This window comes from Terrabacter sp. Ter38 (assembly GCF_024519435.1).
In the GTDB taxonomy this organism is placed as follows: Bacteria; Actinomycetota; Actinomycetes; order Actinomycetales; family Dermatophilaceae; genus Terrabacter.
On the sequence record NZ_JALJRZ010000005.1, the window covers coordinates 1 to 24,991 of the forward strand.

24 protein-coding genes are annotated in these 24,991 nt (G+C 69.4%); 18 read left to right on the forward strand and 6 right to left on the reverse strand.

Features of this window, described 5'->3' with window-relative positions:
* Positions 1-52: 52 nt before the first annotated feature.
* Positions 53-634, reverse strand: coding sequence for a class I SAM-dependent methyltransferase (locus NR112_RS11690; RefSeq protein ID WP_256794506.1), 582 nt, complete (start codon positions 632-634; stop codon positions 53-55).
* A gap of 206 nt (positions 635-840) precedes the next feature.
* Here NR112_RS11690 and NR112_RS11695 point away from each other — a divergent pair, with 206 nt between their 5' ends.
* Positions 841-1,065 carry a hypothetical protein gene (locus tag NR112_RS11695; protein WP_256794507.1) on the forward strand — a complete coding sequence of 75 codons (225 nt, stop codon included), beginning with the start codon at positions 841-843 and terminating at the stop codon, positions 1,063-1,065.
* A 234-nt stretch (positions 1,066-1,299) separates the two neighbouring features.
* On the opposite strand, the gene NR112_RS11700 is transcribed toward NR112_RS11695, so the two are convergent.
* Positions 1,300-1,875, reverse strand: coding sequence for a hypothetical protein (locus NR112_RS11700; protein WP_256794508.1), 576 nt, complete (start codon positions 1,873-1,875; stop codon positions 1,300-1,302).
* Positions 1,876-2,232: 357 nt separating this feature from the next.
* Here NR112_RS11700 and NR112_RS11705 point away from each other — a divergent pair, with 357 nt between their 5' ends.
* On the forward strand, positions 2,233-2,622 hold the full coding sequence (locus NR112_RS11705) for an ester cyclase (RefSeq protein WP_256794509.1): 390 nt from the start codon (positions 2,233-2,235) through the stop codon (positions 2,620-2,622).
* A 519-nt stretch (positions 2,623-3,141) separates the two neighbouring features.
* Here the strand turns inward: NR112_RS11705 and NR112_RS11710 are convergent.
* The 3 genes from NR112_RS11710 to NR112_RS11720 are packed head-to-tail and all read right to left on the reverse strand — an operon-like array spanning position 3,142 to position 5,644.
* Positions 3,142-3,843 carry an SDR family oxidoreductase gene (locus NR112_RS11710; RefSeq protein WP_256794510.1) on the reverse strand — a complete coding sequence of 234 codons (702 nt, stop codon included), beginning with the start codon at positions 3,841-3,843 and terminating at the stop codon, positions 3,142-3,144.
* On the reverse strand, positions 3,840-4,751 hold the full coding sequence (locus tag NR112_RS11715) for an ABC transporter permease (RefSeq protein ID WP_256794511.1): 912 nt from the start codon (positions 4,749-4,751) through the stop codon (positions 3,840-3,842). Before NR112_RS11715 ends, NR112_RS11710 begins: the two co-directional genes overlap by 4 nt.
* 53 nt (positions 4,752-4,804) lie before the next feature.
* The gene (locus tag NR112_RS11720) at positions 4,805-5,644 is read right to left on the reverse strand and encodes an SDR family NAD(P)-dependent oxidoreductase (RefSeq protein WP_256794512.1); all 840 of its coding nucleotides are present in this window, start codon (positions 5,642-5,644) and stop codon (positions 4,805-4,807) included.
* A gap of 198 nt (positions 5,645-5,842) precedes the next feature.
* On the opposite strand from NR112_RS11720, the gene NR112_RS11725 reads away from it, so the two are divergent.
* The 14 genes from NR112_RS11725 to NR112_RS11790 all read left to right on the forward strand — a co-directional run bounded on the left by NR112_RS11725 (position 5,843) and on the right by NR112_RS11790 (position 21,579).
* The gene (locus tag NR112_RS11725) at positions 5,843-6,679 is read left to right on the forward strand and encodes an ABC transporter ATP-binding protein (protein WP_256794513.1); all 837 of its coding nucleotides are present in this window, start codon (positions 5,843-5,845) and stop codon (positions 6,677-6,679) included.
* A 1-nt stretch (position 6,680) separates the two neighbouring features.
* A complete protein-coding gene (locus NR112_RS11730; protein WP_256794514.1) occupies positions 6,681-7,484 on the forward strand; it encodes an alpha/beta fold hydrolase in 804 nt (267 codons plus the stop codon).
* Positions 7,485-7,546: 62 nt separating this feature from the next.
* The gene (locus tag NR112_RS11735; RefSeq protein ID WP_256794515.1) at positions 7,547-9,412 is read left to right on the forward strand and encodes an NAD(P)/FAD-dependent oxidoreductase; all 1,866 of its coding nucleotides are present in this window, start codon (positions 7,547-7,549) and stop codon (positions 9,410-9,412) included.
* 21 nt (positions 9,413-9,433) lie between these two features.
* Complete coding sequence (locus NR112_RS11740; protein WP_256794516.1) at positions 9,434-10,294, forward strand: alpha/beta fold hydrolase; 861 nt, start codon at positions 9,434-9,436, stop codon at positions 10,292-10,294.
* A complete protein-coding gene (locus NR112_RS11745; RefSeq protein ID WP_256794517.1) occupies positions 10,281-11,105 on the forward strand; it encodes an SDR family NAD(P)-dependent oxidoreductase in 825 nt (274 codons plus the stop codon). Before NR112_RS11740 ends, NR112_RS11745 begins: the two co-directional genes overlap by 14 nt.
* Positions 11,106-11,173: 68 nt before the next feature.
* Positions 11,174-12,088: a LysR family transcriptional regulator gene (locus NR112_RS11750; RefSeq protein ID WP_256794518.1), complete on the forward strand. Its 915-nt coding sequence runs from the start codon at positions 11,174-11,176 to the stop codon at positions 12,086-12,088.
* A 125-nt stretch (positions 12,089-12,213) separates the two neighbouring features.
* The gene (locus tag NR112_RS11755) at positions 12,214-14,439 is read left to right on the forward strand and encodes an acetate--CoA ligase family protein (RefSeq protein ID WP_256794519.1); all 2,226 of its coding nucleotides are present in this window, start codon (positions 12,214-12,216) and stop codon (positions 14,437-14,439) included.
* Complete coding sequence (locus tag NR112_RS11760; protein WP_256794520.1) at positions 14,436-15,977, forward strand: acyl-CoA carboxylase subunit beta; 1,542 nt, start codon at positions 14,436-14,438, stop codon at positions 15,975-15,977. The genes NR112_RS11755 and NR112_RS11760 overlap by 4 nt, the downstream gene beginning before the upstream one ends.
* 134 nt (positions 15,978-16,111) lie before the next feature.
* Positions 16,112-17,464: an acetyl/propionyl/methylcrotonyl-CoA carboxylase subunit alpha gene (locus NR112_RS11765; protein ID WP_256794521.1), complete on the forward strand. Its 1,353-nt coding sequence runs from the start codon at positions 16,112-16,114 to the stop codon at positions 17,462-17,464.
* 34 nt (positions 17,465-17,498) lie between these two features.
* Entirely contained in the window at positions 17,499-17,720 is a 222-nt protein-coding gene (locus NR112_RS11770; RefSeq protein WP_256794522.1) for a biotin/lipoyl-binding carrier protein, read from the forward strand.
* Positions 17,721-17,760: 40 nt separating this feature from the next.
* Entirely contained in the window at positions 17,761-18,750 is a 990-nt protein-coding gene (locus NR112_RS11775; protein WP_256794523.1) for an NADPH:quinone oxidoreductase family protein, read from the forward strand.
* Positions 18,751-18,843: 93 nt separating this feature from the next.
* Positions 18,844-20,145: a cytochrome P450 gene (locus NR112_RS11780; RefSeq protein WP_256794524.1), complete on the forward strand. Its 1,302-nt coding sequence runs from the start codon at positions 18,844-18,846 to the stop codon at positions 20,143-20,145.
* On the forward strand, positions 20,142-20,366 hold the full coding sequence (locus NR112_RS11785) for a ferredoxin (RefSeq protein ID WP_256794525.1): 225 nt from the start codon (positions 20,142-20,144) through the stop codon (positions 20,364-20,366). Before NR112_RS11780 ends, NR112_RS11785 begins: the two co-directional genes overlap by 4 nt.
* Positions 20,359-21,579 (forward strand): NAD(P)/FAD-dependent oxidoreductase, encoded by a 1,221-nt coding sequence (locus tag NR112_RS11790; RefSeq protein ID WP_256794526.1) that lies wholly within the window; start codon positions 20,359-20,361, stop codon positions 21,577-21,579. The genes NR112_RS11785 and NR112_RS11790 overlap by 8 nt, the downstream gene beginning before the upstream one ends.
* Here the strand turns inward: NR112_RS11790 and NR112_RS11795 are convergent.
* Complete coding sequence (locus tag NR112_RS11795) at positions 21,556-22,155, reverse strand: TetR/AcrR family transcriptional regulator (RefSeq protein ID WP_256794527.1); 600 nt, start codon at positions 22,153-22,155, stop codon at positions 21,556-21,558. The two genes, NR112_RS11790 and NR112_RS11795, sit on opposite strands and share 24 nt — an antisense overlap.
* A 336-nt stretch (positions 22,156-22,491) precedes the next feature.
* Between NR112_RS11795 and NR112_RS11800 the strand changes: the two genes are divergently transcribed.
* Both NR112_RS11800 and NR112_RS11805 read left to right on the forward strand, forming a co-directional pair.
* Positions 22,492-23,637, forward strand: a complete 1,146-nt coding sequence (locus NR112_RS11800; RefSeq protein ID WP_256794528.1) for an ABC transporter substrate-binding protein — start codon at positions 22,492-22,494, stop codon at positions 23,635-23,637.
* Between the two features lie 112 nt (positions 23,638-23,749).
* Positions 23,750-24,982, forward strand: a complete 1,233-nt coding sequence (locus tag NR112_RS11805; protein WP_256794529.1) for an acyl-CoA dehydrogenase family protein — start codon at positions 23,750-23,752, stop codon at positions 24,980-24,982.
* Positions 24,983-24,991: the final 9 nt, after the last annotated feature.

Here is a 24,991-nt window from a genome sequence, read left to right on the forward strand (position 1 = left end):
AGCAGGATCTGGAGCTCTCAAACCACTGAGTCTCCCGACTCACCGGGGCGGTTCAGTCGCCCTTGAGGATGGTCGTGGCGTCAACGAATCTGACGTCGCCGAAACCGGCGTCTGCCAACTGCTCGGCGAGACGTTGCCTGTCGAATCCTTGATGACCGTCAAAGTCGACCTTGTCGGCGTGGAAGGCACCGTCGCGATCCTCGTCGAGGTCCGCGATGGCCAGTTGGCCACCTTTGACCAGGAGCTCCGCCACGGACCGCAGCAGCCCGTCCAGGTCCTGAACGTGATGCAACGCCATCGAGCTCCACACCACGTCGTAGGCCCCATCGAGCGGGTCCGTCGTGAGGTCCACCTGGACAGCGCGCAGCCGGTCACTGAGCCCGGCCGCCTGGATCCGCTCCCGTGCTACCTGCACCATTCCGGCGGAGGGGTCGGTCACGACAACAGAGCCGACCCGGTCGGAGAGCAAGATGCTCAGCCGACCCGTGCCGCCACCCACGTCGAGTGCACTCATCCGGGGGGTGAGGGTAAGGGCCTCCTCGATGGCCTGGGCCACCGCCACCTGCCGCTCCTCATGGCCGGCGTCGTCGTCCCACGTCGCCGCCGCGTCATCGAATCCCTTGTGTTCGTGCATGTGCTCGACCCTAGCCCCGGCGCTATCGGCCGATGCCGTCCAACCAGCTTGGCCAAACCGAGACACTGCCTGGACCCGGCCGGCCCCAGGCGGCGGTGAGTCCCAGGGGCAACCCGCCGCGAGGCGAGGCTCGTCGGCTCAGGTGAGTGGGTTCAGCCGACCGTCGCGAATAGACTGGGCACGACGTGGGAGAGGAGGGCGAGCCAGTGCAAGACCGCATCTACCTGGTCCCCCTGGTCGTCATCAGCGCCCTGGTTGCCTGTGTCTTCTGGGTGTTACGCGACGCTCGGGCCAACGCCGCCATCGGACACCCCGTCACCGTCTACCTCGGCGACTTGAAGATTGACAGGCCCGAAGCCTGGGCGAGTGCGTGTCTGATGATGTGGGTGGTGTTCTTCCCGCTCTACCTCAAGGCACGATCAGTGAGCTGAGTCCCTCGCGGCGGCGGAAGGACGCAGCTGCCCATGGGAAACGAGCGCATCGACGGTACGGGCGTTCTGGTCGCTCAGACTGACGGTTGCTCGACGTCTGGGATCCTTGTGGCCAGCAGCCTCGACGAGGCCCTAACTGCCGGCCCTGGGCGAGTGTCCTTGCGCTCAAACATAGGCGTAGGCGCGCGTCAGCAACACCGGGCATGTTTGCGGTTCGACTTTGGGCTGCTTCGGCTACGAGACTGGTGCGGGGGCTGGGTCGGTCAATGTCGGTTCCGCAGTGGCCACCGCCTCCATGCGGCGAGCGTGGCGCAGACCCATCAGCCCGAGGACGAGCAGAATCACTGCCCCGATGAACGCGCCGACGGCGGCATAGCCGGCGATGGTGCCCATCGTCGCGAAGGCCGCACCGTAGAGCAGCAGCCCACGCAGCGTGTTGCCCTGGAACAAGGTCTCGCGAAGCCCACCCAGAGCCTGCCCTGCCGGACTGGCCTTCTCCGCCGGACTCATCGCCTGGTACGCCCCGCTGACCTCCGAGTAGCTCTTGCCGCCGGATGCCGCGTTCAGGTGGGCCTGGATGTAGTGGTCGGCGTACGCGCGTGCCTCTGGCCCGGTGTCCATCGGGCTCCCTGCGTAGGGCTCGAGCGCGGCCTTGTCTGCCGGCGGGAGGGCGTCGAGCGCGGCACCTTGGGGCATCGTGATGTCCTGCGCCGTGAGCTGCTTCTCGACCTCGCCGCCGATGTAGGAATACGCGTAGGTGAGCAGTCCGCCCGCCGCCAGGAGCATGACCGCCAAGATCAAGCCGGTCACCGAGATCAACTTGTCAAATGATGCACGCATGTCGAGCCTCCCTGTTTGAGCCCAAAGCGAAGCGAACTTCGACGGTACTCCTGCCGGTCAGCGGGGCACCATAGTCGACAAACCAGGCCATCAGGCTGCCCCATGAGACTCGACGGCGTTGAGGACGCCAGACGACGATCGCGGCGCCACCCAGGGACCAGGCTCTCGCCGCTCGCCCCTGATGTGACGCCTGCACACGCGGCGGGTTAGACGCGGGCGTCAGGGTTCGGGGCCATGCCGACGGCGTACCGCACACAATGCACTCGGACGGGCAGAGTCATCCGGTCCTTCCCGGACCTGTAACCGCTCCCGGCGAGACAATGAGGCATGGATGAGCCCCGGTCCCTCGTTGCCCGCTGGCTGGCCGCAGGTGACTGCGGTGACGTGGAGGCCTTCGATTGCCTGCTGCATCGCGACGTTGTGGTCCACGCCCCGCGGGGGCTCTCCACTGAGGATCTCGAGTCAGAGAAGCAGGTGTGGCGGGACGCAGTGGCAGCCATGCCCAACCTTCGCCACGAGGTACAGGAAGTCGTGGCCCAAGGAGACGTGGAAATGGCACGGGTCATCGTCACCGGGACATTGGGCCACGACTTCGCAGGCATCCCAGGGAGGGGACAATCCATCCGTATGGATCAGGCGGTCATCTGCCACCTTGAGGACGGCAAGATCGCTGAAGCATGGGAGATCGCCGACGTCGGCTCGTCGGACGACCAGTAATTCCCTGACCGGCATCTTTCCGTGTCACTTGCGGCACGCGGCGAGAGGACGGATCCTACGGCGCCCGTGTCGACGCGTTGGGGCGACCCGGGTTGCACGGTTCTGCCGAAATTGGGGACGTCGCGCACCGTTCACATGCGTTCGCTGTAGCAGTCGCCCTGAGGTCTGCCGCAGGCCATCGAGGCCTTCCCTTGCATGCGTCCGCCTTGAACTGCGCGTAGGACTGCACGGCGTCGGTCTCCACGTCCTGACTTCCGGCCGCCCGCACGACGTGAACGGACGCCGTGGTGTCCAGCAACGCCGCTTCGGTGACGCAGGTCGTCAAGGCCGCTTGCGGTGCGTCGAGCGGAGGACGACAGAGTTGTCACAGCGGCGACGGCTGCCACAATGAAGGTGGCGGCGGTGGTGGCGTTCCCGACCCGGAGCAGGCCATTCGTTCTCGGTGCGCGATCGAGCGACGCGTCTCCGTCGTTGACCCCGCACCGGCAGGCTCACCGAGGAGCCCGACCACCTCGCGGGTCAATGTTTGATGGAGCCGCCGTCGACGACGATGGTCTGGCCTGTGACGAACGAGGAGCCCGGTGAGAGCAGGAACCGGACCGGCTCGATGTAGTCGTCGGTGGTGGACGCCCGCTTGATGGCGCGGGTCTGGATGTTGGCCACCTCCGAACCGGCGATCGACGCTGACAGGGGAGTCCGGACCAGCCCCGGCGCCACCACGTTGACGGTGACTCGGCGGTCGCCGAGCTCCCCGGCGAGGCACCGAGCGAAGCCGATGACGCCCGCCTTGGACGCGGCATACGCGGCGGCTCCTCGAGGGCCCTTGAAGGCCGTGCCGGACGAGAAGAGGACGACGCGGCCCTCGTCGGCGACGTGCGGGGCGAGGGACTGCACGGCTGACAGGGTGCCGTGCAGGTTCACGGTGAGAATCCGCTCCCACGAGCCGCGTGCCATGGTGAGGAAGTCGCCGAAGCCGCCTATGGCCGCACAGTGGACGAGCCCATGCAGCCCCCCATCCGCGCGCTCGGCGATCCCGCGAGCCAGCTGGTCCATCTCCTGGTGGGCCAGGACGTCACCGACGAGGTAGGTGACCCCGGGCGCCGGACGTTCCGGTGCAGCGAGATCCACGACGACGACGTCCCAGTCGGGAGCCAGCGCGCGTGCCAGCGCCGCCCCGATCCCCGACGACCCGCCGGTGATGACGACCGTCCGGGCGGTCACCGGGTGCGGCTCTGGACGAGCCTCTGCAGCCCGGAGATGGCGTAGTCCAGAGACATCGACAACAGGCCCATCGCGAGCAGGACCGCGAACGACTCGGCGACCTGGAAGTTGTTGGTCAGCACGACGAGGCGCTGCCCCAGACCCGTGTATGCACCTACCATCTCGGACACGACCGCGCCGAGCACGGAGTAGACGGCTCCGAGGCGCAAGGCCCCGATGATGCTCGGCAGGGCGCTCGGCATCTCGACCTTGACGAAGCGCTGGACGGGTGTCATCGACAGGGACCTGGCGAGCTGGTCGACGTCGTGGTCGATGCCGCGCAACGCGGTGGCGGTGTTCGTGAGGAGGACGAAGAAGACGACGCTGGCGGCGACGAGGGCCTTCGGGCCGAATCCAAGGCCGAACCAGAGGATGAAGATGGGCGCGAGCGCAGGACGGGGGAGGCTGTTGGCCAGCGTGAGGAACGGCCCGGCCGCACGCTCGAGAACCGGCCACCGCGAGAAGGCGACGCCGCTGAGGATGCCGAGTGCGGCACCGACGACCAGACCCGCCATCGCCCCGGCGAACGTGCTGGTCACGTCCGTCCAGAACTTGGCGTCGCCGAGCTGGGTGACGAACGCTTTGGCGACGTCCTGCGGGGCGGAGATGAGGAGGGGGTCGATCAGCTGGCGCCCGCTGACGAGATACCAGCCGCCGAGAAACAGCACGCCCACGACGACCCGGATCGTCCACGTCGTGCGGGTCGCTCGGCGACGGGCACGGTTGCGCTCGACGAGGATGTCACGCTCGACGGCGTCGGCGGTGTGGTCAGCGTCCCGGTTGGCGGCATGCCGCGTGGAGGCCTGCCCGGCGGGTGAGGCGGAGGGAGAGCCCACGGTCGGTGTGCTCCTCTCGTCGATGGTGTTCACGATGGTCCTGACAGGATCGGGTCCTACGGCGGGCATTGTTGCGCGTCCCGCCGTCAGACGAGGGCCGATTGGGGCACAAGGTCCACGTCGGCGGGGGTGGAGGTGTGTGGTCCTCCCGCGACGACGAGGCTCTCGCCGGTGATGTACGAGGCCGCGTCGGAGCTGAGGAACGCGCAGACGCCGGCGATGTCCTCCGGAGTGCCGACCCGCCCGAGGGCGACGTAGCGTGCCACCTTCTGCTCGGTGTCGCCCCCGGCAAACCGCGACGACGGCGTCATGACAGCACCGGGCTCGATGCAGTTCACGCGGACGCCCAGATGGGCCCACTCCCAGGCCATCGTCCGGGTGAGCGAGGCCAGTCCGGCCTTGGCGGCCGCATACGCCCCTCGCATCGGGTGCGCGTAGTTGGCCGACGCCGAGCCGACGTTGACGATGACACCGCCCCCGGACTCGCGGAACGTCGGCAGGCAGGCCTTGGCCAGGTGGAAGGCGCCGGAGAGGTTCGCCTCGATGGTCGCGTTCCAGGCGTTGACCGAGAGGTCCTCCAGTCGCGCCCCGAAGTTGCCGCCGGCGTTGTTGACGAGCACGTCGATGCCGCCGAGCTCGGACAGCGCCGTCTCCACGATCGCTGCAGCGGTCTCGGGAGACCGGATGTTCCCGGAGACCGTGGCCGCCCGGCGACCGAGGGCCCGGACTCGTTCGGCCCCACGGGCCAGCGCCTCCAGGTCGCGTCCGTGCAGGAGGATGTCGGCGCCGGCACCCGCGAAGAGGTCGACCACGGCGGACCCGATGCCTCCTGATGCACCGGTGATGACGACGACCCGGTCGGTGAAGTCGAAGCTCGCGGATCCGGACGGCGTGCGCCCGGTCGACGCTGCGTGCGCAGGCGGCATGGTTGTCCTCTCGTCACTGGGTGCGACCAGCGTCAGGTCGCACCCCTCGGGCAGGCAATGCATGGCCCCCTATCGGGGCGATAGTCGCGCCCGGGCCAGAGGCGCCTTGACACCGCCGACCACCCGCACTGACGATCGCCGAGTCCGCTGCAGCGGACCCTGAAGAGTCGACGATGCCCAGACCAGGAGTTGACAGGCATGTCCGCACAGAGCGCCCTCGAGCGAGACACCCGTGGTCTCGCGGTGGAGTTCGAGCACGTCCACCACAGCTTCCTCCATGGGGATCGGCCTGTTCGGGTGCTCGAGGACTTCAACCTGAGGATCGAGCCGTCGGAGTTCGTCAGCATCGTCGGGCCCTCAGGGTGCGGCAAGACCACCGCGTTGTCGATGACCGGTGGCCTCATCCAGGCCCGCAGCGGGACGGTCCGGCTGGGTGACGAGGAGGTCTCCGGCGCCTCGCCGGACGTCGCGTTCCTCTTCGCCCGCGACGCCCTGATGCCGTGGCGGCGGGTGCGGAGCAATGTCGAGCTCGGGCTCGAGGTCCGCGGCGTTCCCAAGGCTGAGCGACGCGAGCGCGCCGACGCGTGGTTGAAGCGGGTGCGGCTGCATGAGTTCGCCGACTCGGACGTGCTGCACCTCTCCCAGGGGATGCGGCAACGGGTCGCCATCGCCCGCACCCTGGTCCAGAGCCCGCGGGTCGTGCTGATGGACGAGCCGTTCGCGGCCCTCGACGCCCAGACCAGGGCCCTTCAACAGGAAGAGTTCATCCGCCTCTGGGAGGCCGAGCGCCCTACGGTCATCTTCGTCACGCACGACCTCGAGGAGGCGATCCTGCTCAGCGACCGGGTGATCCTGATGGCGAGCCGGCCCGGCCGGATCGTGGCCGACATGAAGATCGACCTCGACCGGCCACGCACGCAGGAGATGCGCACCTCGGAGCCCTTCCGGCGCCACTTCGAGGAGCTGTCTGCCCAGCTGCGCCACGAGGTCGATCACGCCGAAGCGCTCCGCGCGGCAGAGGGCGGGGACTCCTGACATGCCAGCGTCGTGGGGTGCACGGGACGGGACGCGGCTCGGCTACGAGGTCGTCGGCCGCGGGTCGCGGACGATCACCTGCCTGCACTCCCTCGCGCTCGACGGGTCGTGGTTCCTGCCGTTGGCGGCTGAGCTCGGGAGCGACTACCGCGTCATCCTGCCCGACCTGCGGGGTCATGGGACGAGCGACTCCGGCCCCCTGCCGCTGAGTCTCGCGCAGATGGCCGACGACGTCATCGCTCTGTGGGACCGGCTCGGCGTCGACTCGAGCGTCGTGGTCGGCATCTCCATGGGAGGAATGGTGGCGCAGGCCCTGGCGACGACAGCCCCCGACCGGGTGGAGGCGCTCGTCCTCATCGCGACCGCCGGATCCTATGACGACGGCGCCCGGACGGCTGCGCTCGCTCGCGCCGCCGCGGCCCGGCGCCCCGGAGGCATCGAGCAGATGACCCCGGTGCTCCTCCAGCGCTGGTTCGGGGCGGAACCTTCCGAGCTGGTCGACCGCGCCCGAGGGGAGCTGTCGTCGGCGGACCCTGAGGTGCACGCGTCCTGCCTCGAGTCGATGACCCAGGTCGGGTCGATCGACCTCGACGGCGTGACGGCGCCCACCCTCGTCCTGGGCGGCCGAGACGACCTGAGCACTCCCCGCCCGGTGGTCGAGGCTCTCGCGGACGCCATTCCCGGTGCGGTTCTCGACATGGTGCCCGGCGCTCACCTGACGGCCTTCACCCATCCCCGCGAGGTCGCCGAGCGAATCCGGTCGTTCGTGGGCGTTCCTGCGGCGACCTCACCCACGCCATCCTGACGTCACAGAGCTCGGAGACCCCCATGCCCCAACCGAATCCAGCACATCCGACCCTCGACGAGGTGCGATCCCACATCGAGGCCGCGACGACGCCGGCGCTGCTGATGCTCGTCGCGCACGTCACCGGCGACGTCACGGTGCTGCGAGAGGAGTGGCGACCCGACCCCGCGCTGCTTCCTCACGGTGGCCTCGACCCGGCCGAGGAGCGGCGGGTCCGCGAGTTCTGCCTCGCCCGTCTCGCCGGGCACCTCGAGTCGCCGGAGCCCTGGCCGACCCGACCGAACAGCGAGGTGCTGGAGGCGATCGGGGCATGGAGCCTCGGCCCCGGTGTCGCCCAGGCCGCACGACTGCTCGACGCGGCGTTCGTCCCCGACGGAACGGACCCGCGGGCTCCCCGCTGGACGCTCGAGGACGAGGCTCCGGACCGCACGCTGCGCGCTGCGATCATCGGCGCCGGCATCTCCGGACTGCTGGCCGGCCTGCGGATGAAACAGGCCGGCATACCCTTCACGATCTTCGAGAAGGGCACGAACGTCGGCGGCACCTGGTGGGACAACACCTATCCCGACTGCCGCACCGACGTGCACAGCCACATCTACACGTACTCCTTCTTCCCGCACGACTGGCCGTCGTACTTCAGCCGGCAGCACGTGATCCACGGGTACCTGCGGCGCTTCGCCGAGGAGCACGGCCTCATCGAGCACATCGCCTTCGGCACCGAGGTCACTGATGCGTCGTGGCACGACCGTACGAGCACGTGGCGGCTCAGCACCTCCGGGGACGGCGTGGACAGCACCCACGAGTTCGAGGTCCTCGTTAGCGCCGTCGGCCAGCTCAACCGTCCACTCGTACCTGAGATCGAGGGGCTCGACGGCTTTCGCGGCCCGGCCTTCCACTCAGCCGAGTGGGACCACACCGTCGACTTCGCCGGCAAGCGCGTCGCGGTCATCGGCACCGGCGCGAGCGCCTTGCAGTTCGTGCCGGCCCTGGCCGGCACCGCGGAGCGGCTCACCGTCTTCCAGCGGTCCGCGCCCTGGCTCATGCCGACGCCCGAGCTGCGCGAGGACATCGCAGACGGTGAGCGTTGGCTGCTGAGGAACCTTCCGCTCTACCGGGCCTACTACCGGTTCTCGATCTTCCTGCCCCGGGCGATCGGGCAGCTCGACGCTGCCACGGTCGATCCCGACTACCCGCCGAGCGAGCGTGCGGTGTCGGCGGCCAACGAGCGACTGCGCGTCATGCTCACCGACTACCTCGTGGCACAGGCCGACGGGCGCGAAGACCTCGTCGGCAAGATCGTCCCGAACTACCCTCCCGGGGCGAAGCGGATCGTGCGCGACGACGGCACGTGGGTCGCGACCCTGAAACGGGACGACGTCGACCTCGTCAGCGACAGGGTCGTGCGGGTGGACGCCCACGGCGTCTGGACGGAGTCGGGCGACTACGTCCAGGCCGACGTGATCATCTTCGGCACCGGTTTCACGGCGTCCGAGTTCCTCACCCCGATGACGGTGACGGGGGCGCATGGCAAGGACCTGCACGAGACGTGGGGCATCGACGCGTGCGCCTACATGGGGCTGACGTTGCCGGACTTCCCGAACTTCTTCTGCCTCTACGGTCCGAACACCAACCTCGTCCTGCACGGAAACCTCGTCTTCTTCCTCGAGTGCCAGTCGGCCTACGTCCTCAGCGCCATCAAGGTGCTGCTCGACACGGGCAAGTCGGCGATGTCCCTGCGCCCCGAGGTGTTCGACGAGTACCGCGCCGAGGTGACCGCTGCCAGTGCGCTGCGAGCCTGGGGGTGGTCGAGGACGCACAGCTGGTACCAGAACGCAGAGGGCCGCTCGACGATCATGTGGCCGCTGCCCGCCCAGCGCTACCTCGAGGGGACCGAACAGGCCCACGTCGAGCACTACGACTTCATCTGAACTTCGAGCAAGGAGACCCACGTGATCCTCGAGAAGACGGTCGTCATCAACGACCTCGAGACGCGCTACCTGTCGGGTGGCCCCGACGACGCCCCGACGGTCGTGTTCCTGCACGACGGCGCATGGGGGGCGAGCTCCGACGTGACATGGGGCGGGGTGCTGCCGCTCGCGGCGGAGGGGTTCCGCGTCGTCGCACCCGACCTGCTCGGCTTCGGCGGATCGGCCAAGGCGATTCGGCTCGACCAGTCTCCCTTCGGCTTCCGGCTGCGCCACGTCTTCGCGTTGCTCGACCACCTCGGTGTCGCCGGGCCGGTGCACCTCGTCGGGAACTCGTTCGGGGGGTCGCTGGCGCTGCGCGCCCTCACCGACCCGTCCCTGCGTGACCGGATCGCGTCGGTCGCAACGATCAGCGGGACCGGTGGCCCGTGGCGGACTGAGGCCGCCGCGCAGCTCGGACCCTTCGACGGCACCGAGGCGGACGCGCGCCGCATCGTCGACCTGCTGTGCGACGACTTCGACGGGATCGACGCCCAGGTGGCCGCCCGCTCCCGCTGGGCCGCCGCACCGGGGCACTTCGGGTGCATGATGGCGATCCACCAGCCGGTGCCCGAGCCGCTCCAGGGGCCGCGGCCGGCGGACCCCTACCCGGGATCGCTGGCCGGCGTCGAGACGCCCGTGCTGCTGTTCGAGTGCACCGAGGACCCGCTCGTGGAAGCCGGATGGACGGCACACCTGCGCGCCCTGCTGCCTGAGGCGCACGTCGTCGAGCTACCCCGCAGGCATGCTCCGAACATCAGCCATCCCGCGCAGATGTGGGCTGCGCTGGCCGAGTTCCTGACGCGGGTGGCGCCGTCGGAGGCGGTGCGACTTGCTGCCCGATGACCCCCGGTCGCCCGTCGCGGCGACCGACGTCACCCATGACCGGCTCTTCCAGCTCGACGGCAACGTGTACGTCGTCGTCGGGGCAGGCGCCGGCATCGGGGAGCACGTCAGTCGGACGCTCGTGGCCATGGGTGCTGGCGTCCTGCTCGTCGACGTCGAGGCCGACGCGCTCGGCGCAGTCGCGGCCGATCTCGGGGCGCCCCACGTCGTTGCTGACGTGACGACCGAGGACGGGGTCGCCGGCGTCCGGGACGCCGTCGCGACGCACGTCGACCGCCTGCACGGCTACGTTGACGTCGTCGGGCGTATGCAGCGGAAACGCTTGGGGGACTTCACTCTTGCTGAGTGGGAGGAAGACTTCCGCGTCAACCTCCGGCACGCGTTCCTCGTCTCGCAGGGCCTGGCACCGGTCGTGGCCGCCGGTGGGGGAGGCTCCATCGTGCACGTCTCGAGCGTGATGGGCTCCCGGGCCGGCCGGAGGTCACCGGGCTACGGCCCGGCCAAGGCGGCCCTCGAGCTCTGGGTCAAGCAGCTCGCGGCCGAGTACGGGCCCTCCGGAGTGCGGGTCAACGCCGTGGCGCCGGGGCTGTTCCTCTCGCCACGCTTCGTCGCCAACGAGGCCGGCGCGCGGTCTGCCGACGCCCTCGCGTCCCGGACGATGCTCGGCCGGCTCGGCCAGCCGTTCGAGGTCGCGGCGACGATCGCGTTCCTGCTGACTCCCGCCGCGGGCTACATCACCGGCGCGACGATTCCCGTCGAGGGTGGTTCGCTGTCCGTCGACGCGACGGGCCTGGACGACGTGCCACTCTGAGCCGGCGCCAGGCGCCGCGCGTGTAGCCTCGGGCGAAGGGCCGCCGTGTCGTTCGGGAAGGTGAGGGCGTGAGGTTCGAACAGCTTCGATACCTCGAGGCCGCCCTGCGCACCGGCTCGTTCCGGCAGGCCGCGAAGGAGCTCGGCGTCTCGCAGCCCACCATCACGAACCAGATCCAGCGTCTCGAGGAGGATCTCGGCGTCGTGCTCGTGCTGCGGACGGCACAGGGCGTCCGGCCGACGTATGCCGCCGAACGCATCCTTCCGCACGCGGAAGCGGCGATCCAGGCCGAGAACCTGCTGCGGCAGGAAGCGAGCGCCGTCGAGGGCCTGAAGATCGGCAGTGTCCGCCTCGCCACGGTCTCGACCGGCAGCCTCATCGTGCTGCCGGAGCTCGTGAAGCAGCTGCACGACGAACACCCGAACATTCGCTTCGAGGTCACCGAGGGTGGCTCGGAGATGGTGCGTCATGGGGTCCTCGCGGGCCATTTCGACGTCGGGATCATCACCCGGCTGGGCCTGCCCGAGCCCGACGACCACACCGACCAGCTGCACCACATCGACCTGATGACGGGACGCCTGGTGCTCTGCGTGCCGGATTCGCATCCACTCGCCGACGCGGACACGCTCGAGGTGTCTGCCTTGAGCGGCGAGCCCCTCATCATCTTCAAGAAGGGCAGCATCCTGCGAACGGCGTTCGAGAAGCTCGTCGAGGGCGTCGAGGCGCGCGTGGTCTACAGCACCGACAGTGCCGAGACGGCGCAGCAGATGGTGCGGGCCGGGGTCGGGGTCTCCATCGCGAACACGTTGGCGCCGTCCACCGTCAGCGGCAACGGCGTGGCGCTCGTGCCGATCAAGGAAGCATGGGCGCGGACGACGCTGTCCGCGATCGTGCGCACGGGCGAGCACCGCGGGCCGGTCGTGCAGACGATGCTGCGGCTCATCCGCGAGGACGCCCAACGCGCCCTGCGCGAGCGTCGCTGATAGGCCCTCGGCATCACGGCTCCAACGATCGCGCTCTTCCCAGTGCAGCGAGGGTCTCGGAGACTCGGCGCATGGCAGGGCTGCCTTCGCGGCCCACGGCCTTCCCCGTCAGTGAGGATCCGAACGTGTCCGTTGAGTCCGCCTCCGTCGCGATGGTCGCCGAGGCAGAGGCCAAGGCGATGCTGCGGTCCTTTGGCATCGACGTGCCTTCGGGCGTGGTCGTGTCCAGCATCCATGACGTCCCCAGTAGTCTGCGAGAGCCCTTGGTGCTCAAGGCGGTTGCGCCAGCCCTGATTCACAAGTCAGACGCGGGAGGGGTCCGCGTCGGGCTTCGGCACGAGGACCTTCCGAGCGCGGCCGAGCGGATGCGGACCGACGTGGCCCAGTCCGGGCACGGGCTCGAGGCCTACCTCGTGGAGGAGATGGCTCCCAGCGGTCGTGAGGTCGTCGTGGGTGCCGTGCGCACGCCGGGTGTCGGTTGGGTCGTGATGGTCGGGCTCGGCGGTGTCTTCGTCGAGATCCTCGCCGACGTCGCGTTCGCGGTCGCTCCGGTCTCGTCCGACGACGTGCGCGCGATGCTCGGTGAGCTCAGGGGCGCCGCACTGCTCCACGGAGCGCGCGGCGAGGCTCCGGTCGACGTCGACGCGCTCGTGCAGGTCGTCGAGCGGTTCGCCGGACCGTCCGGGCTGCTCGAGTCACTGCCCGACGACGTCGTCGAGCTCGACCTCAACCCCGTCATCGTGTCGCAGACCGGTGCCGTCGTGGTCGACGCCAGGATCGTCAGCCGTGGGCTCGGTGACGGCTCCCTCGTGCCCTCCGCGCCCGTGCCTGCACGGGCTTTCACACCAGCGGACGCACCGGCGTTCGCATCCCTGTTCGCACCGCGCACCGTCGCCGTGCTCGGGGCGAAGAGCGCGGGCACCAACGGGGCCAACCTCTTCATCCGCAACCTCGTCGCGGCCGGCTACGACGGGCGGATCCTGCCCGTCCACCCGAGCGCCGAGCAGATCGAGGGACTCCCCGCCAGCCCCTCGCTCGCCGTCGTCGACGGCGTGGTCGACTACGCCTACGTCGCGCTGCCGGCCGCCCGGGTGACCGATGCCCTCGCCGCCGGTGGGGGTCGGGTGCGGTTCGCACAGGTCGTGTCGAGCGGCTTCTCCGAGACCGACGAGGGAGCCGGGCTCGAGCGCGAGCTCGTCGAGCGGCTGCGTCCCCTCGGCACCCGGGTCATCGGGCCCAACTGCCTCGGCACGCACTCGTCCGCGGCGCGCCTGACGTTCATCCCTGAGGCACCGCTCACGCCTGGTGGTGTCGCGGTCGTCTCGCAGAGCGGCGGCCTCAGCGTCGACATCCTGCGGCTGGGCGCCGCATGTGGCCTCTCCTTCCACAGCGTCACGAGCATCGGCAACGGTGCGGACGTCACACCTGCCGAGCTGCTCGAGCACCTGCTGGACTCGGCCGAGACGACCGTCATCGGCCTCTACCTCGAGTCGCTCGGCGCGGCGCGCTCGATCCTCGACGTGGTGCGGCGACGCGAGGTCGCCAAGCCCATCGTCCTGCTCGCCGGCGGCCGGACCGCCGACGGTTCGCGGGCGGCGACGAGCCACACCGGTGCGCTCTCGGGCAACCATCGGCTCTGGCCGGCGATCGCCCGCCAGTCCGGCATCACCCTCACCGACTCGCTCGAGGACTTCGTCAACGTCCTGCTCGTGATGGACACCGTGGACCTCGACGTCCGACCTCGCGGTGTCGACGCGGTCCTCTTCGGCAACGGCGGTGGTGCCAGCGTCCTCGCAGCAGACGCCCTGGAGCGTCACGGCCTGCGCACTCCGAGGCTGCCGGACGCGACGGTGGCGCGGCTCGACGACCTCGGGCTCCCTCCGGGTAACGGCCTGCACAACCCCATCGACGCCCCGGCACCGACCCTCGCGGTCCGCGGGGGCGCCATCGCCGAGGACATCATCACGACGGTGCTCGAGGAGACGTGCCCTGCGGTCGTCATCACGCACCTCAACGTGGGCATCATCCAGCGGAACCTGGGCGCGACGCACGGTGACGTGACGGGCGCGATCGTCGAGGCGGTGGCCCGAGCCCGGGTCGCCGCACGGCACGCCTGCCACCACGTCCTGGTGCTCAAGACTGACGGCAAGCCCGACACCGAGGAGCAGATCAGGGGCTACGCCGAGCGGGCGCGGACACTCGGGCTCCCGGTGCTGCCGACGTTCGAGGACGCCGCGGTCGCGGTGCAGGCGCTGCTGCGCCACCAGGCGCGAACCGCCCCCTCCGTGGCGTCGTCAGGCGGAGCCCCCACCACACCCAACGACACCGACAGCCAGCAGGAGGCGACATGACGTCGATGACCGAGACCGACGCGGCCGCGAGGCATGAGCTGCGCCGCGCGGCGGCCCTCGCGATGGGCGGCCCTCGTAAGCTCGAGAAGCGCGCCGAGGCCGGCCAGCTCAATGCGCGCGAGCGCGTCGACCGGCTATTCGACCCCGAGTCCTTCCGGGAGTCCGGGCTCTTCGCGACCTCGCACCTCGAGGCCGACAAGGACGTCACACCCGCCGACGGGAAGGTCACCGGGACCGGTGACGTCGACGGCCGCCGGGCTGCGGTCATCGCGTACGACTTCACGGTCAAGGGCGCCTCGAGTGGCCAGGTGAGCAACAAGAAGATGCAGCACATGAAGGACCTCGCGACCCGTTGCGGTATGCCGCTCGTCTACCTCGCGGAGTCCACCGGGGTTCGAATGCCCGACATCATGGGCGGTACGGGGATGGGCTCGGGCAACGAACGCACGCGCTTCCTCCGCAAGCGCGAGAGTCCTTGGGCCTCAGCGGTCTTCGGCTACGCCTTCGGCTCGGCGACCTGGCACACGGTCTCGTCCGACTTCGCGGTGTTCCGCAAGGGTGCGGTGATGGCCGTCTCGAGCCCCGGCCTGGTCAGCCGTGCGACCGGACAGCAGGTCGACGCCGAGGAGCTCGGTGGCTGGAAGCTCCACGCCGAGGTGACCGGCTTCGCGGACGCGGTGGCCAACACCGACGAGGAGGCCATCGAGCTGGTCCGGCGCTTCCTCGGCTACCTGCCCTCGCACAACGCGGAGCCGCCGCCGGTCGTGCCGGTGACGCCGGGCTCGGGAGAGCGGTCGGCCGAGCTGCGCTCGCTCGTGCCGGAGTCGCGCGCGCAGGTGTACGACGTGCGCAAGGTCATCGAGGTCGTGGCGGACACGGGCTCCGTCTTCCCCGTCAAGGCGGCATACGGCAAGAGCCTCGTGACGTGCCTGGCCCGGATCGACGGGCGAAGCGTCGGCATCATCGCGAACAACCCGATCTTCAAGGGCGGCGCGATCGACGGGCCGGCGTGCGACAAGGCGACGAGCTTCCTCACCCTGTGCGACTCCTACAACATCCCCATCGTCTTCCTCGTCGACCAGCCGGGCTTCCTCATCGGCCTCGAGGCCGAGCGCAACAAGGTCGCCGGCAAGATCATCAACTGGATGAACGCGCTCGCCCTCGTCACGGTCCCGAAGGTGACCGTGATGATGCGCAAGAACTACGGGCAGGCCTACGCCAACATGGGTGGCGGGTTCACCGCAGACGCGACCGCCGCGTGGTGGTCGGCCGAGGTCAGCTTCATGGACCCGCGCTCGGCGGTCGGCGTCGTGTACGGCGTCACGCAGGAGGATGACCCCGAGCTCTACGAGCGCCGGTTGGCCGAGATGGCGCGCGAGTCGACGGCATACGACGTCGCCCGCGTGTACGGCGTCCAGGACGTCATCGACCCGGCCGACACCAGAGGCTTCCTCATCGGTGCGCTGCGCGACAACCACCTCGCCCGCACGGACGGGGTCGGCGAGCACCTGCTCAGCACCTGGCCGACGAGCTTCTGACACGCAGCCCGGACATCCGGCGCGGAGAGCGAGTCCTTCGACGCGTCCTGACATCCGCCTTCCTGACCACCGAGTCCTGACAACCGAGTCCTGACCACCGAGTCCTGACCACCGAGTCCTGCAAAGGGGACGACATGGGAGCCTTTCCAGAGCGGCTGCTCGTCGCGAACCGCGGCGAGATCGCCCGACGGGTCATCGCGACGGCCCGGCGGCTCGGCATCGAGTCCGTGGCCGTGCACCACCCGATCGACGCCGCGCTGCCGTTCGTGCTCGAGGCCGACCTGGCCGTCCCCCTCGAGGGGGACGTCCCGGTCCGGGCGTATCTCGACGGTGCCCAGATCATCCGCATCGCCCGCGAGGTCGGCGCCACGGCGATCCACCCGGGGTACGGATTCCTCGCCGAGAACGAGCAGTTCGCCAGGGATGTCGTCGCGGCCGGGCTGACCTGGGTCGGGCCGTCGCCCGGGACGATCGCTGCGATGGGTGACAAGGTGGAGGCTCGCCGGGTCGTCGCCGAGGCGGGCGTGCCGGTGAGCGGGGGGGCGGACGATGCCCTGGGCTCGGTGGAGGAGGCCCTGCTCGAGGCGAGCCGCATCGGCTACCCGGTCATGGTCAAGGCCGCCGGAGGTGGTGGCGGCATCGGCATGGCCGTCGCCCACGACGCCGACGCGCTGCGCACGGCATTCGACGGCACCCGCTCGATGGCCGAGCGCAGCTTCGGCTCCGACCGGGTCTTCGTCGAGAAGTTCGTCTCCGCCGCGCGCCACGTCGAGGTGCAGGTCCTCGGCCTCGCGAACGGCACCGTCATCGCCTTGGGCGAGCGCGACTGCTCGGCGCAACGTCGCCACCAGAAGCTCGTCGAGGAGAGCCCGGCCCCGATGCTCGACCCGAGGGTCCGTGGGCGGATGCTCCTGAGCGCAGTGCAGGCGGCCGAGGTCGTCGGCTACCTCAACGCCGGCACGGTGGAGTTCCTGCTCGACACCGTCTCGGGCGAGTTCGTCTTCCTCGAGATGAACACGCGGATCCAGGTGGAGCACCCCGTCACCGAGCTGACCTACGGCATCGACCTCGTCGAGCAGCAGCTGAGCATCGCCCACACCGGCACGACCACGGCCGACTTCGCGCCGTCACCGCGGGGGCACGCGATCGAGGTTCGCGTGTGTGCGGAGGACCCGAAGCGGTTCTATCCGCGACCGGGAGTCATCGACGAGTGGGTGGAGCCCTGCGGGCCGGGCATCCGCGTCGACTCCGCGTATGCCGCCGGCGTGGAGGTCACGCCCTTCTTTGACTCGCTCGTGGCGAAGGTGTGCGCGTACGGTGACACGCGCGAGCAGGCGCTCGCGCGGGTCGTCGCGGCCCTGGACGAGTTCGTGGTCACGGGGCTGGTCACCAACCTCCCGTTCCTGCGCGAGCTGGTGCGGTCCGACGAGTTCGCGAGCGGCCGTTACGACACCAACGTCGTCGCGAACGTCAAGGCCGGCCGGTAGCAGGCCCGGGCCGGAACCACGAAAGGAAACCTCGATGTCCGAGAGCATCCATGCCGACATGAGCGCGAACGTCTGGAAGATCCTCGTCGCACCCGGCGACGCCGTCGAGGAGGACACGCCGCTCATGATCCTCGAGTCCATGAAAATGGAGATCCCGGTCATGTCGGAGGTCGCAGGCGTCGTCGTCGCGGTCCACGTGTCCGAGGGCGACTCGGTGGACCCCGGCCAGTCCCTGCTCGACCTCTCCACCGACTGAACACCTACCTGAGCTCCGAGTGAGGAACACGATGACACGTATGAAGGGCTGGTCCGTCACGAGCCTCGGTGAGCCCGAGCAGGTGCTCGAGCTGCGCGACCTCGTGGTGCCGGAGCCGGGGCCGCGGCAGGTGCTCGTCCGAGTCCGTGCCAGCGCGGCCAACTTCCCCGACGTCCTGATGTGCCGCGGCCTGTACCAGATCAAGCCGGAGCTGCCGTTCACCCCCGGTGCGGAGCTGTGCGGGGACGTGGAGGCGGTGGGATCCGAGGTGACGCGTCACACCGTCGGAGACCGAGTGCTCGGGCTGTGCAGCCTGCCGCACGGCGGGTTCGCCGAGTTCGCCCTCATGGACGAACACACCACGTATGCCGCCCCGGCCTCCCTCGACGACGCCCAGTCGGCGGCGCTCTTCATCGGCTACCAGACGGGCTGGTTCGGGCTGCACCGCCGCGCGCGGATTCAGCCCGGCGAGACCCTCCTCGTGCATGCCGCTGCCGGCGGTGTCGGTAGCGCCGCGGTCCAGCTCGGCAAGGCGGCGGGAGCGCGGGTCATCGGTGTCGTGGGGGGCGAGGCGAAGGCTCGGTACGCCAGGGAGCTCGGTGCCGACGTCGTCGTCGACCGCCACACCGAGGACTTCGTCGACGTCGTCAAGCGCGAGACGGGCGGTCGCGGTGCCGACGTGGTGTACGACCCCGTCGGTGGAGAGGTGTACGACCGCTCGACGAAGTGCATCGCCTTCGAGGGCCGCATCGTCGTCGTCGGGTTCGCCGGGGGCACGATGCAGCAGGCGGCGCTGAACCACGCACTCGTGAAGAACTACTCGATCCTGGGCCTGCACTGGGGGCTCTACAACGTCAAGGACCTCCCAGCCGCCGCGGCCTGTCAGGCGGAGCTCACGCGCTTGGCCGACTCGGGCCTCATCGCGCCGTTCGTCAGCGAGAGGTTCCCCCTCGACGACACTGCGTCTGCGCTCCAGCGCCTCGCCGACGGCAGGACCGTGGGCCGGGTCGTCCTCGACGTCCGTTCCTGACACCGGCCGTCGCTCTTGACCTCCTTTAGCCACTTGGCTAGAATCTAGCCAAGTGGCTAACGAGGGCCCTGTCCCTCGCATCAGGAGGACTTCATGGACGCAGTCCCAGTCGACACCGACGCCGACACCAGGACCGACACGAGCAGCGGCGGTCAAGCGACGACCGCGGATGACGGTGCGGCTGCGTGCCCGCACCTGCGCAAGTACTCGTTGACCCCACCCGAGAGCCGGCCGCTCGACGAGCCCGACTACTTCGGCGAGCTGCGCCAGGAGTGCCCGGCCAGCACCGTCACGTTGGGCGAGAGCGGGTCGTCGTGGCTCTTCACGGCCTTCGAGGACGTCAAGACGATCCTGGCCGACACGCGGTTCAGCTCCAGCCCGCTGACACCAGGTTTCCCGCTCGAGGGTGCCCCCGGCTCGGATGCGCCCGTCGCCGTGACGACGATGATCCGTTCCGATCCGCCGGTCCACACGCGCCTGCGGCGCATGGTCGCGAAGGACTTCATGCCCAAGGCCGTCGAGGGCTACCGCGACTTCGTCTGCGCCACGATCGACGCCCGCATCGACTCGCTGGCGACCCTGCCGCAGCCGATCGACCTCATCGAGTCGTTCGCCCTTGCCGTGCCCTCGGACGTCATCTCGAAGATCCTCGGCGTGCCGGTGGAGGACGAGGCGATGTTCCAGGAGCTCACCGAGCGGATGACGACCCTGTCGCTGACCCGCGAGGAGCAGTACCAGGTGATCGGCGAGTTCGCGGCGTTCTGCGACCGGCTCATCTCCCTCAAGGAGTCCGAGCCTGCGGACGACCTCCTGACGCGCCTGACCCACGAGCAGCTGCTCACCGGCGAGCTCACGCGCGAGCAGCTGGCCGGCTTCGTCATCATGCTCGTCTCGGCGGGGCACGACACCACGGCCGGGATGTTCGGCCTGTCCGTGCTGACCCTGCTGCAGCACCCGGATCAGCTCGAGCTGCTCCGGTCCGGCGCTCGGAGCTGGGACAGCGCCGTGGAGGAGCTGGTCCGGATCCACACGGTCGTCCGCATGGGCCCGCGGCGTGCCGCGACAGAGGACATCGAGGTCGGCGGCACGCTGGTGCGCAAGGGGGAGGGTGTCATCGCCTCGATCCTCGCGGCCAACCACGACGAGTCGCAGTTCGGACCCTCTCGCTTCGCCGACTTCAGCATCCCGGAGGAGAAGCCGAAGCATCTCGGCTTCGGCTTCGGGCCCCACCAGTGCGTCGGACAGAACCTCGCTCGTCTCGAGCTCGGCTACGGGCTCCCGCGTCTGTTCGAGCGCTACCCGGACCTGCGCCTGGTCGACGACGACATCACGCGACTCCGATTCCGAGAGGGCCGCGCGTTCTTCGGCATCCGTGAGCTGCGAGTACACCTGTGACCACCGACCTGAAGGCGGCGACGACCATGAACCTCACCATCGACGTGGCCAAGTGCTGCGGCTCCGGCCAGTGCGTCATGGCAGCCCCCGACGTCTTCGACCAGGACGATGACGGTGTGGCGTTCCTGCTGGACCAGACGCCACCCGACACCGAGCGCGCCAACGTCGACGAGGCCATCGCCTCGTGCCCGACCGGGGCCATCACGGTCGTCGATGGCTGAGCCGACGACTGGACGAGTCGTCGTCGTGGGCACCGGACACGGAGGTGTCCAGACAGGCAACGCGCTGCGTCGCGCGGGTTGGGTCGGCCCGATCACCCTGGTCGGCGCAGAGAAGCACCTGCCCTACCAGCGCCCGCCGCTGTCCAAGTCGTGTGCCGACGCCGAGGCCCTGGACGACCTGGCCCTGTTCCACCCAGCCGCGCACTACGACTCAGTCGGGGTCGACCTCGAGCTGGGCGCGCAGGTGGTCGGGATCGACCGCGACGGCTCTGAGGTCGAGCTGCACTCAGGCAGGCGCCTGGCCTATGACCACCTGGTCCTGGCCCTCGGTTCGCGACCCAGACCGGTGCCGGTCGCCGGCTGCGGGCTGGCCGGCGTTCACACGCTGCGGACACTCGACGACGCTCGTTGGATCAGCGCACGCCTGCGCACCGCCGGCTCGGTCGTCCTCGTGGGCGGCGGCTTCATCGGCCTCGAGCTGGCCACGGTCGCTGCCCGACTCGGCAAGCGCGTCACGGTGGTCGAGGCCGCTCCGCGACTTCTCCACGGCGCCGTCACGCCGGTCACCGGCCAGTTCCTGACCGAGCGGCATACGGCAGCAGGTGTGCGTCTGCGGCTCGGTGAGGCGGTCGACCGGATCACCGGCGTCGACGGAGCCGTCCGGAGCGTCCTCACTGCCAGTGGCGACGAGCTGTCGGCCGACCTGGTCGTCGTGTGTGTCGGTGCAGTTCCCAACTGTGAGCTGGCTCGGGCGGCAGGGCTACCCGTGGACGACGGCATCCTCGTCGACTACGACCTGGTGACGGCAGACCCGGCCATCTCGGCGATCGGCGACTGTGCACGGTTTCCCTACGGCAACCGCCGCGTGCGACTCAGCTCCGTGCAGAATGCCTTCGACGGAGCGACCCACGTGGCACGCCGGCTCACGAGCGGCGCCGGCGGGTATGCGCCGGTGCCGTGGTTCTGGTCCGACCAAGCCGGTGTCAAGGTCCAGATGGCCGGGCTCCCGACTGCGCTCCACGGCGGGCTCGGCAGCGGGCCCGAGGAGCAGCTCGACGTCGAGGGGGACGTCGCGGGCGGATCATTCAGTGTGCACCGCTACGTCGATGGTCGCTTCGTCGGCGGCGAGTCGGTCGGTATGCCGCGGGCGCACCTGGCCATGCGCCGCCGGCTGGCCGCCGAGCGTGCCTCAGCCGTCCCGCTTGCCGGATGAGCCCGAGCCGGATGCGATCGTCAGTGCCCGGTCGCGGATGCCGGCGAGCTCCTCGTCGTCGAGCTCGAGCCCTCGCTGGAAGATGGGCTGGAGCAGGCCCCAGCCGATCAGGGTGGCCCCGAACGCAGCCGTGTGGGCGCGGACCTCTCGGTCATCCCAGTCGGGATGCTGCTGCGCGATTCCGGCCGTAATGGCCCGAATGAGCGGAAACTCCCACTCCATGGACTCCATCAGATCGGGGTCGACCACCAGGTTTGCAACAATCCGCCACAGGTCGGCATCGGTCGAGAACAGAGTCGGATCACTCCACCAGTCCGCTTCGTGTTCGTTTCTGGCTTGTGCCGTCGCCCGGTCCGAGAGCTGCAGGAAAACCTCTCGGAATATCTTCTCCTTGGTGCCGAAATACTGATGGATCAGACCGTAGTTCACGTGCGCGCGTCGGGCGATCGCCCGACCCGAGACCTGGCTGGCCGGCTGGGCTGCCAACAGCTCCGTCGCAGCCGTCACGAGCGACGCCTTGACCGCCTCCACCCCCCGCGGGGGTGCGATATCGTGCTCAGCCTTGGGCGTCGCCATGCGTGTCTCTCCTCGTGTGGCACCGGCTCGACGTCAGCGCGGCGGGGTGTCCCGAGCATACTGGCGGGCCCGCTGCACCCACCGACTATCGGAGCGATAGCGCGCTCCACCGGGGTGATCCATTGACACCCCCGATGGCCCGGGATGAGTATCTGGCCACCGGCGTTGGACGCACGATGTGCCTGCAGAATCCTTGTGACCCGAGGTGGCGACCAGTCAGACCACGCGAACCGGCCGGGCCCCTGGAAATGGTCTGAGGAAGTTTGGTTCCAAGCCTTTCATCCAGTCAAAGAAATCGATTCTCGGATTCAATGCCGAATCTCATGAGGAGCAGGAATGTTCAGTACCCAGCAGCGGCTCGCAGGCGATTCGGCCTCCGCTCTCTCCGCGTCGACATCGCGCCGGACCCTGCTCAGGGCCATCGGCCTTGGAGCCGTGGCCGTCGGCGGGGCCAGCGCCCTCGCCGCGTGCGGCGGTGACCCCGCCCCCACGAGCGCTGGCACGCAGGGGGGTGCGGCTGGTGGCCTGGCGGAGCCGACCGCGTTCAAGATCGCCTCCGCGCCCGGCGACAACTACTTCCTCGACGCCGTCTGCGCCGACCAGAAGCTGTTCGACAAGTACAAGCTCGATGTCGGTGAGTTCGTCTTCCCCCAGAGCGGCGTCCAGGCGATGCAGCTCTTCGCGGCGGGGGCCATCAACGGCATGCAGCAGGACACCGTGCTGACCATGGCCAGCTTCGCCAACGCCCAGCAGGGCAAGCGGCCTGTCATCGTCGGCATGCGCATCCCCGAGACGACCTACAGCATCGTCGTCAACCAGGGCACCTGGCCCGCCGCGTCCGCGAGCTTCGACGAGAAGATGCACGCCCTGGCGGGCAAGAAGATCGGCGTGGCGGCCGTCGGTGCGGGGGCGGACCAGCAGCTGCGTCTGGCCCTCGAGGCCGCCGGCATGAAGTACGAGGACGTCACGCACCTCGGTGTCGGACAGTTCACGCCGGGCATCGCGCAGATGAGGGCGGGGCGCGTCGGCGCCTACGTCGCCGTGACGTTCGCGACGAGCGAGCTCATGGCCCAGGCCTCGGGTGGCCAGTCGTACATCCAGTTCTGGAACGAGGACGCTCCCGCGATCCTCAGCAAGCAGCAGGTCCAGCCGATCATCGTCCGCGAGGACTTCCTCGCGGACAGCAAGGACGTCGTCGCCGCGTGGAAGTCGGCCGCGTGGGATGCCAAGGACTGGATCCTGGCCAACCGCAAGGAGGCTGCCGACAAGCTGAACCAGACGCAGTTCGGTGGCAAGGGCGCCGCGGCGGCGACGGCATACATCGAGCACTACGCGACCTCCGTCGTCCCGAAGATCCTGCCCGACTGGAAGGTCGGCAAGGACGGCATCGAGGTGATGATCGCCGTCGCGGAGAAGCTCGGCGCCGTCAAGGCCGGCCAGGTGACCTACGAGAACATCGTCGCGGACTTCGCGCGGGCCTGACGCGAGCCGACCCGGTCACCATGACCACAGACGGACCCGGCCGCGCTCCTCGCGCGGCCGGGTCCGTCGCCGTAGGCCCTCGCCCGGTCACGACGCCCAAGGAGCTGCGCTGATGGATTTCGAGTTCGATGCCAGGACGCTCGAGCTGCGCGACAACCTGCTCGACTTCATGCGGGACCACGTGCACCCGGCCGAGCCGGTCGCCCAGGCGCAGCGCGGACGGCTCGAGGACCGGTGGGCCTGGGACTCGGTGCCCGTGCTCGCCGAGCTGCGCTCCACGGCCCGGGCTCGTGGCCTGTGGAACCTCTTCCTGCCCGGTGAGCACGGAGCGGGGCTGACCAACCTGCAGTACGCACCCCTCGCGGAGATCACCGGTCGCAGCGCGCACCTGGCCCCGGCAGCGCTCAACTGCAGCGCACCGGACACCGGAAACATGGAGGTCCTGTCGCTCTTCGGCAGCGAGCAGCAGCAGAAGGAGTGGCTCGAACCGCTGCTCGAGGCCGAGATCCGATCGTCCTTCGCGATGACGGAGCCGGACGTGGCCTCGTCTGATGCGACGAACATCTCGACGACGATCCGGCGCGACGGAGACGAGTACGTGATCACCGGCCGCAAGTGGTGGATCACCGGCGCCATGAACCCCAACGCGCGCATCTTCATCGTGATGGGCAAGACCGACCCGAGTGCCGAGCGGCACCGGCAGCAGTCGATGGTCCTGGTCCCACGGGACGCTCCCGGCGTCGAGATCGTGCGCGGCATGGAGGTCTTCGGCTACGACGACCACGACCACGGAGGCCACGCGGAGCTCGTCTTCCACGACGTGCGCGTCCCGGTCGACAACCTCATCGGTGAGCAGGGAGGCGGCTTCGCCATCGCCCAGGCGAGGTTGGGCCCCGGCAGGATCCACCACTGCATGCGCTCGATCGGCGTCGCGGAGCGGGCCGTGGAGCTGATGTGCGCGCGGGCGCAGGAACGGGTCGCCTTCGGCCGGCCACTGGCCGACCAGGGGGTGGTGCGGGACTGGATCGCGGAGTCGCGCGTGCGGATCGAGCAGCTGCGGCTGCTCGTGCTCAAGACCGCATGGCTCATGGACACGGTCGGAAACAAGGGAGCCCACACGGAGATCCAGGCGATCAAGATCGCGACGCCGCGGACGGTCCAGTGGATCCTGGACAAGGCGATCCAGGTGCACGGCGCCGGCGGGCTGTCACAGGACTTCCCGCTCGCCAACGCCTATGCGAGCATCCGGACACTGCGGTTCGCCGACGGACCCGACGAGGTCCACAAGAACGCGCTCGCCAAGGCTGAGCTTCGCCGGCGAACATCGACCCAGCATGGGAGCTGAACCCGCGGG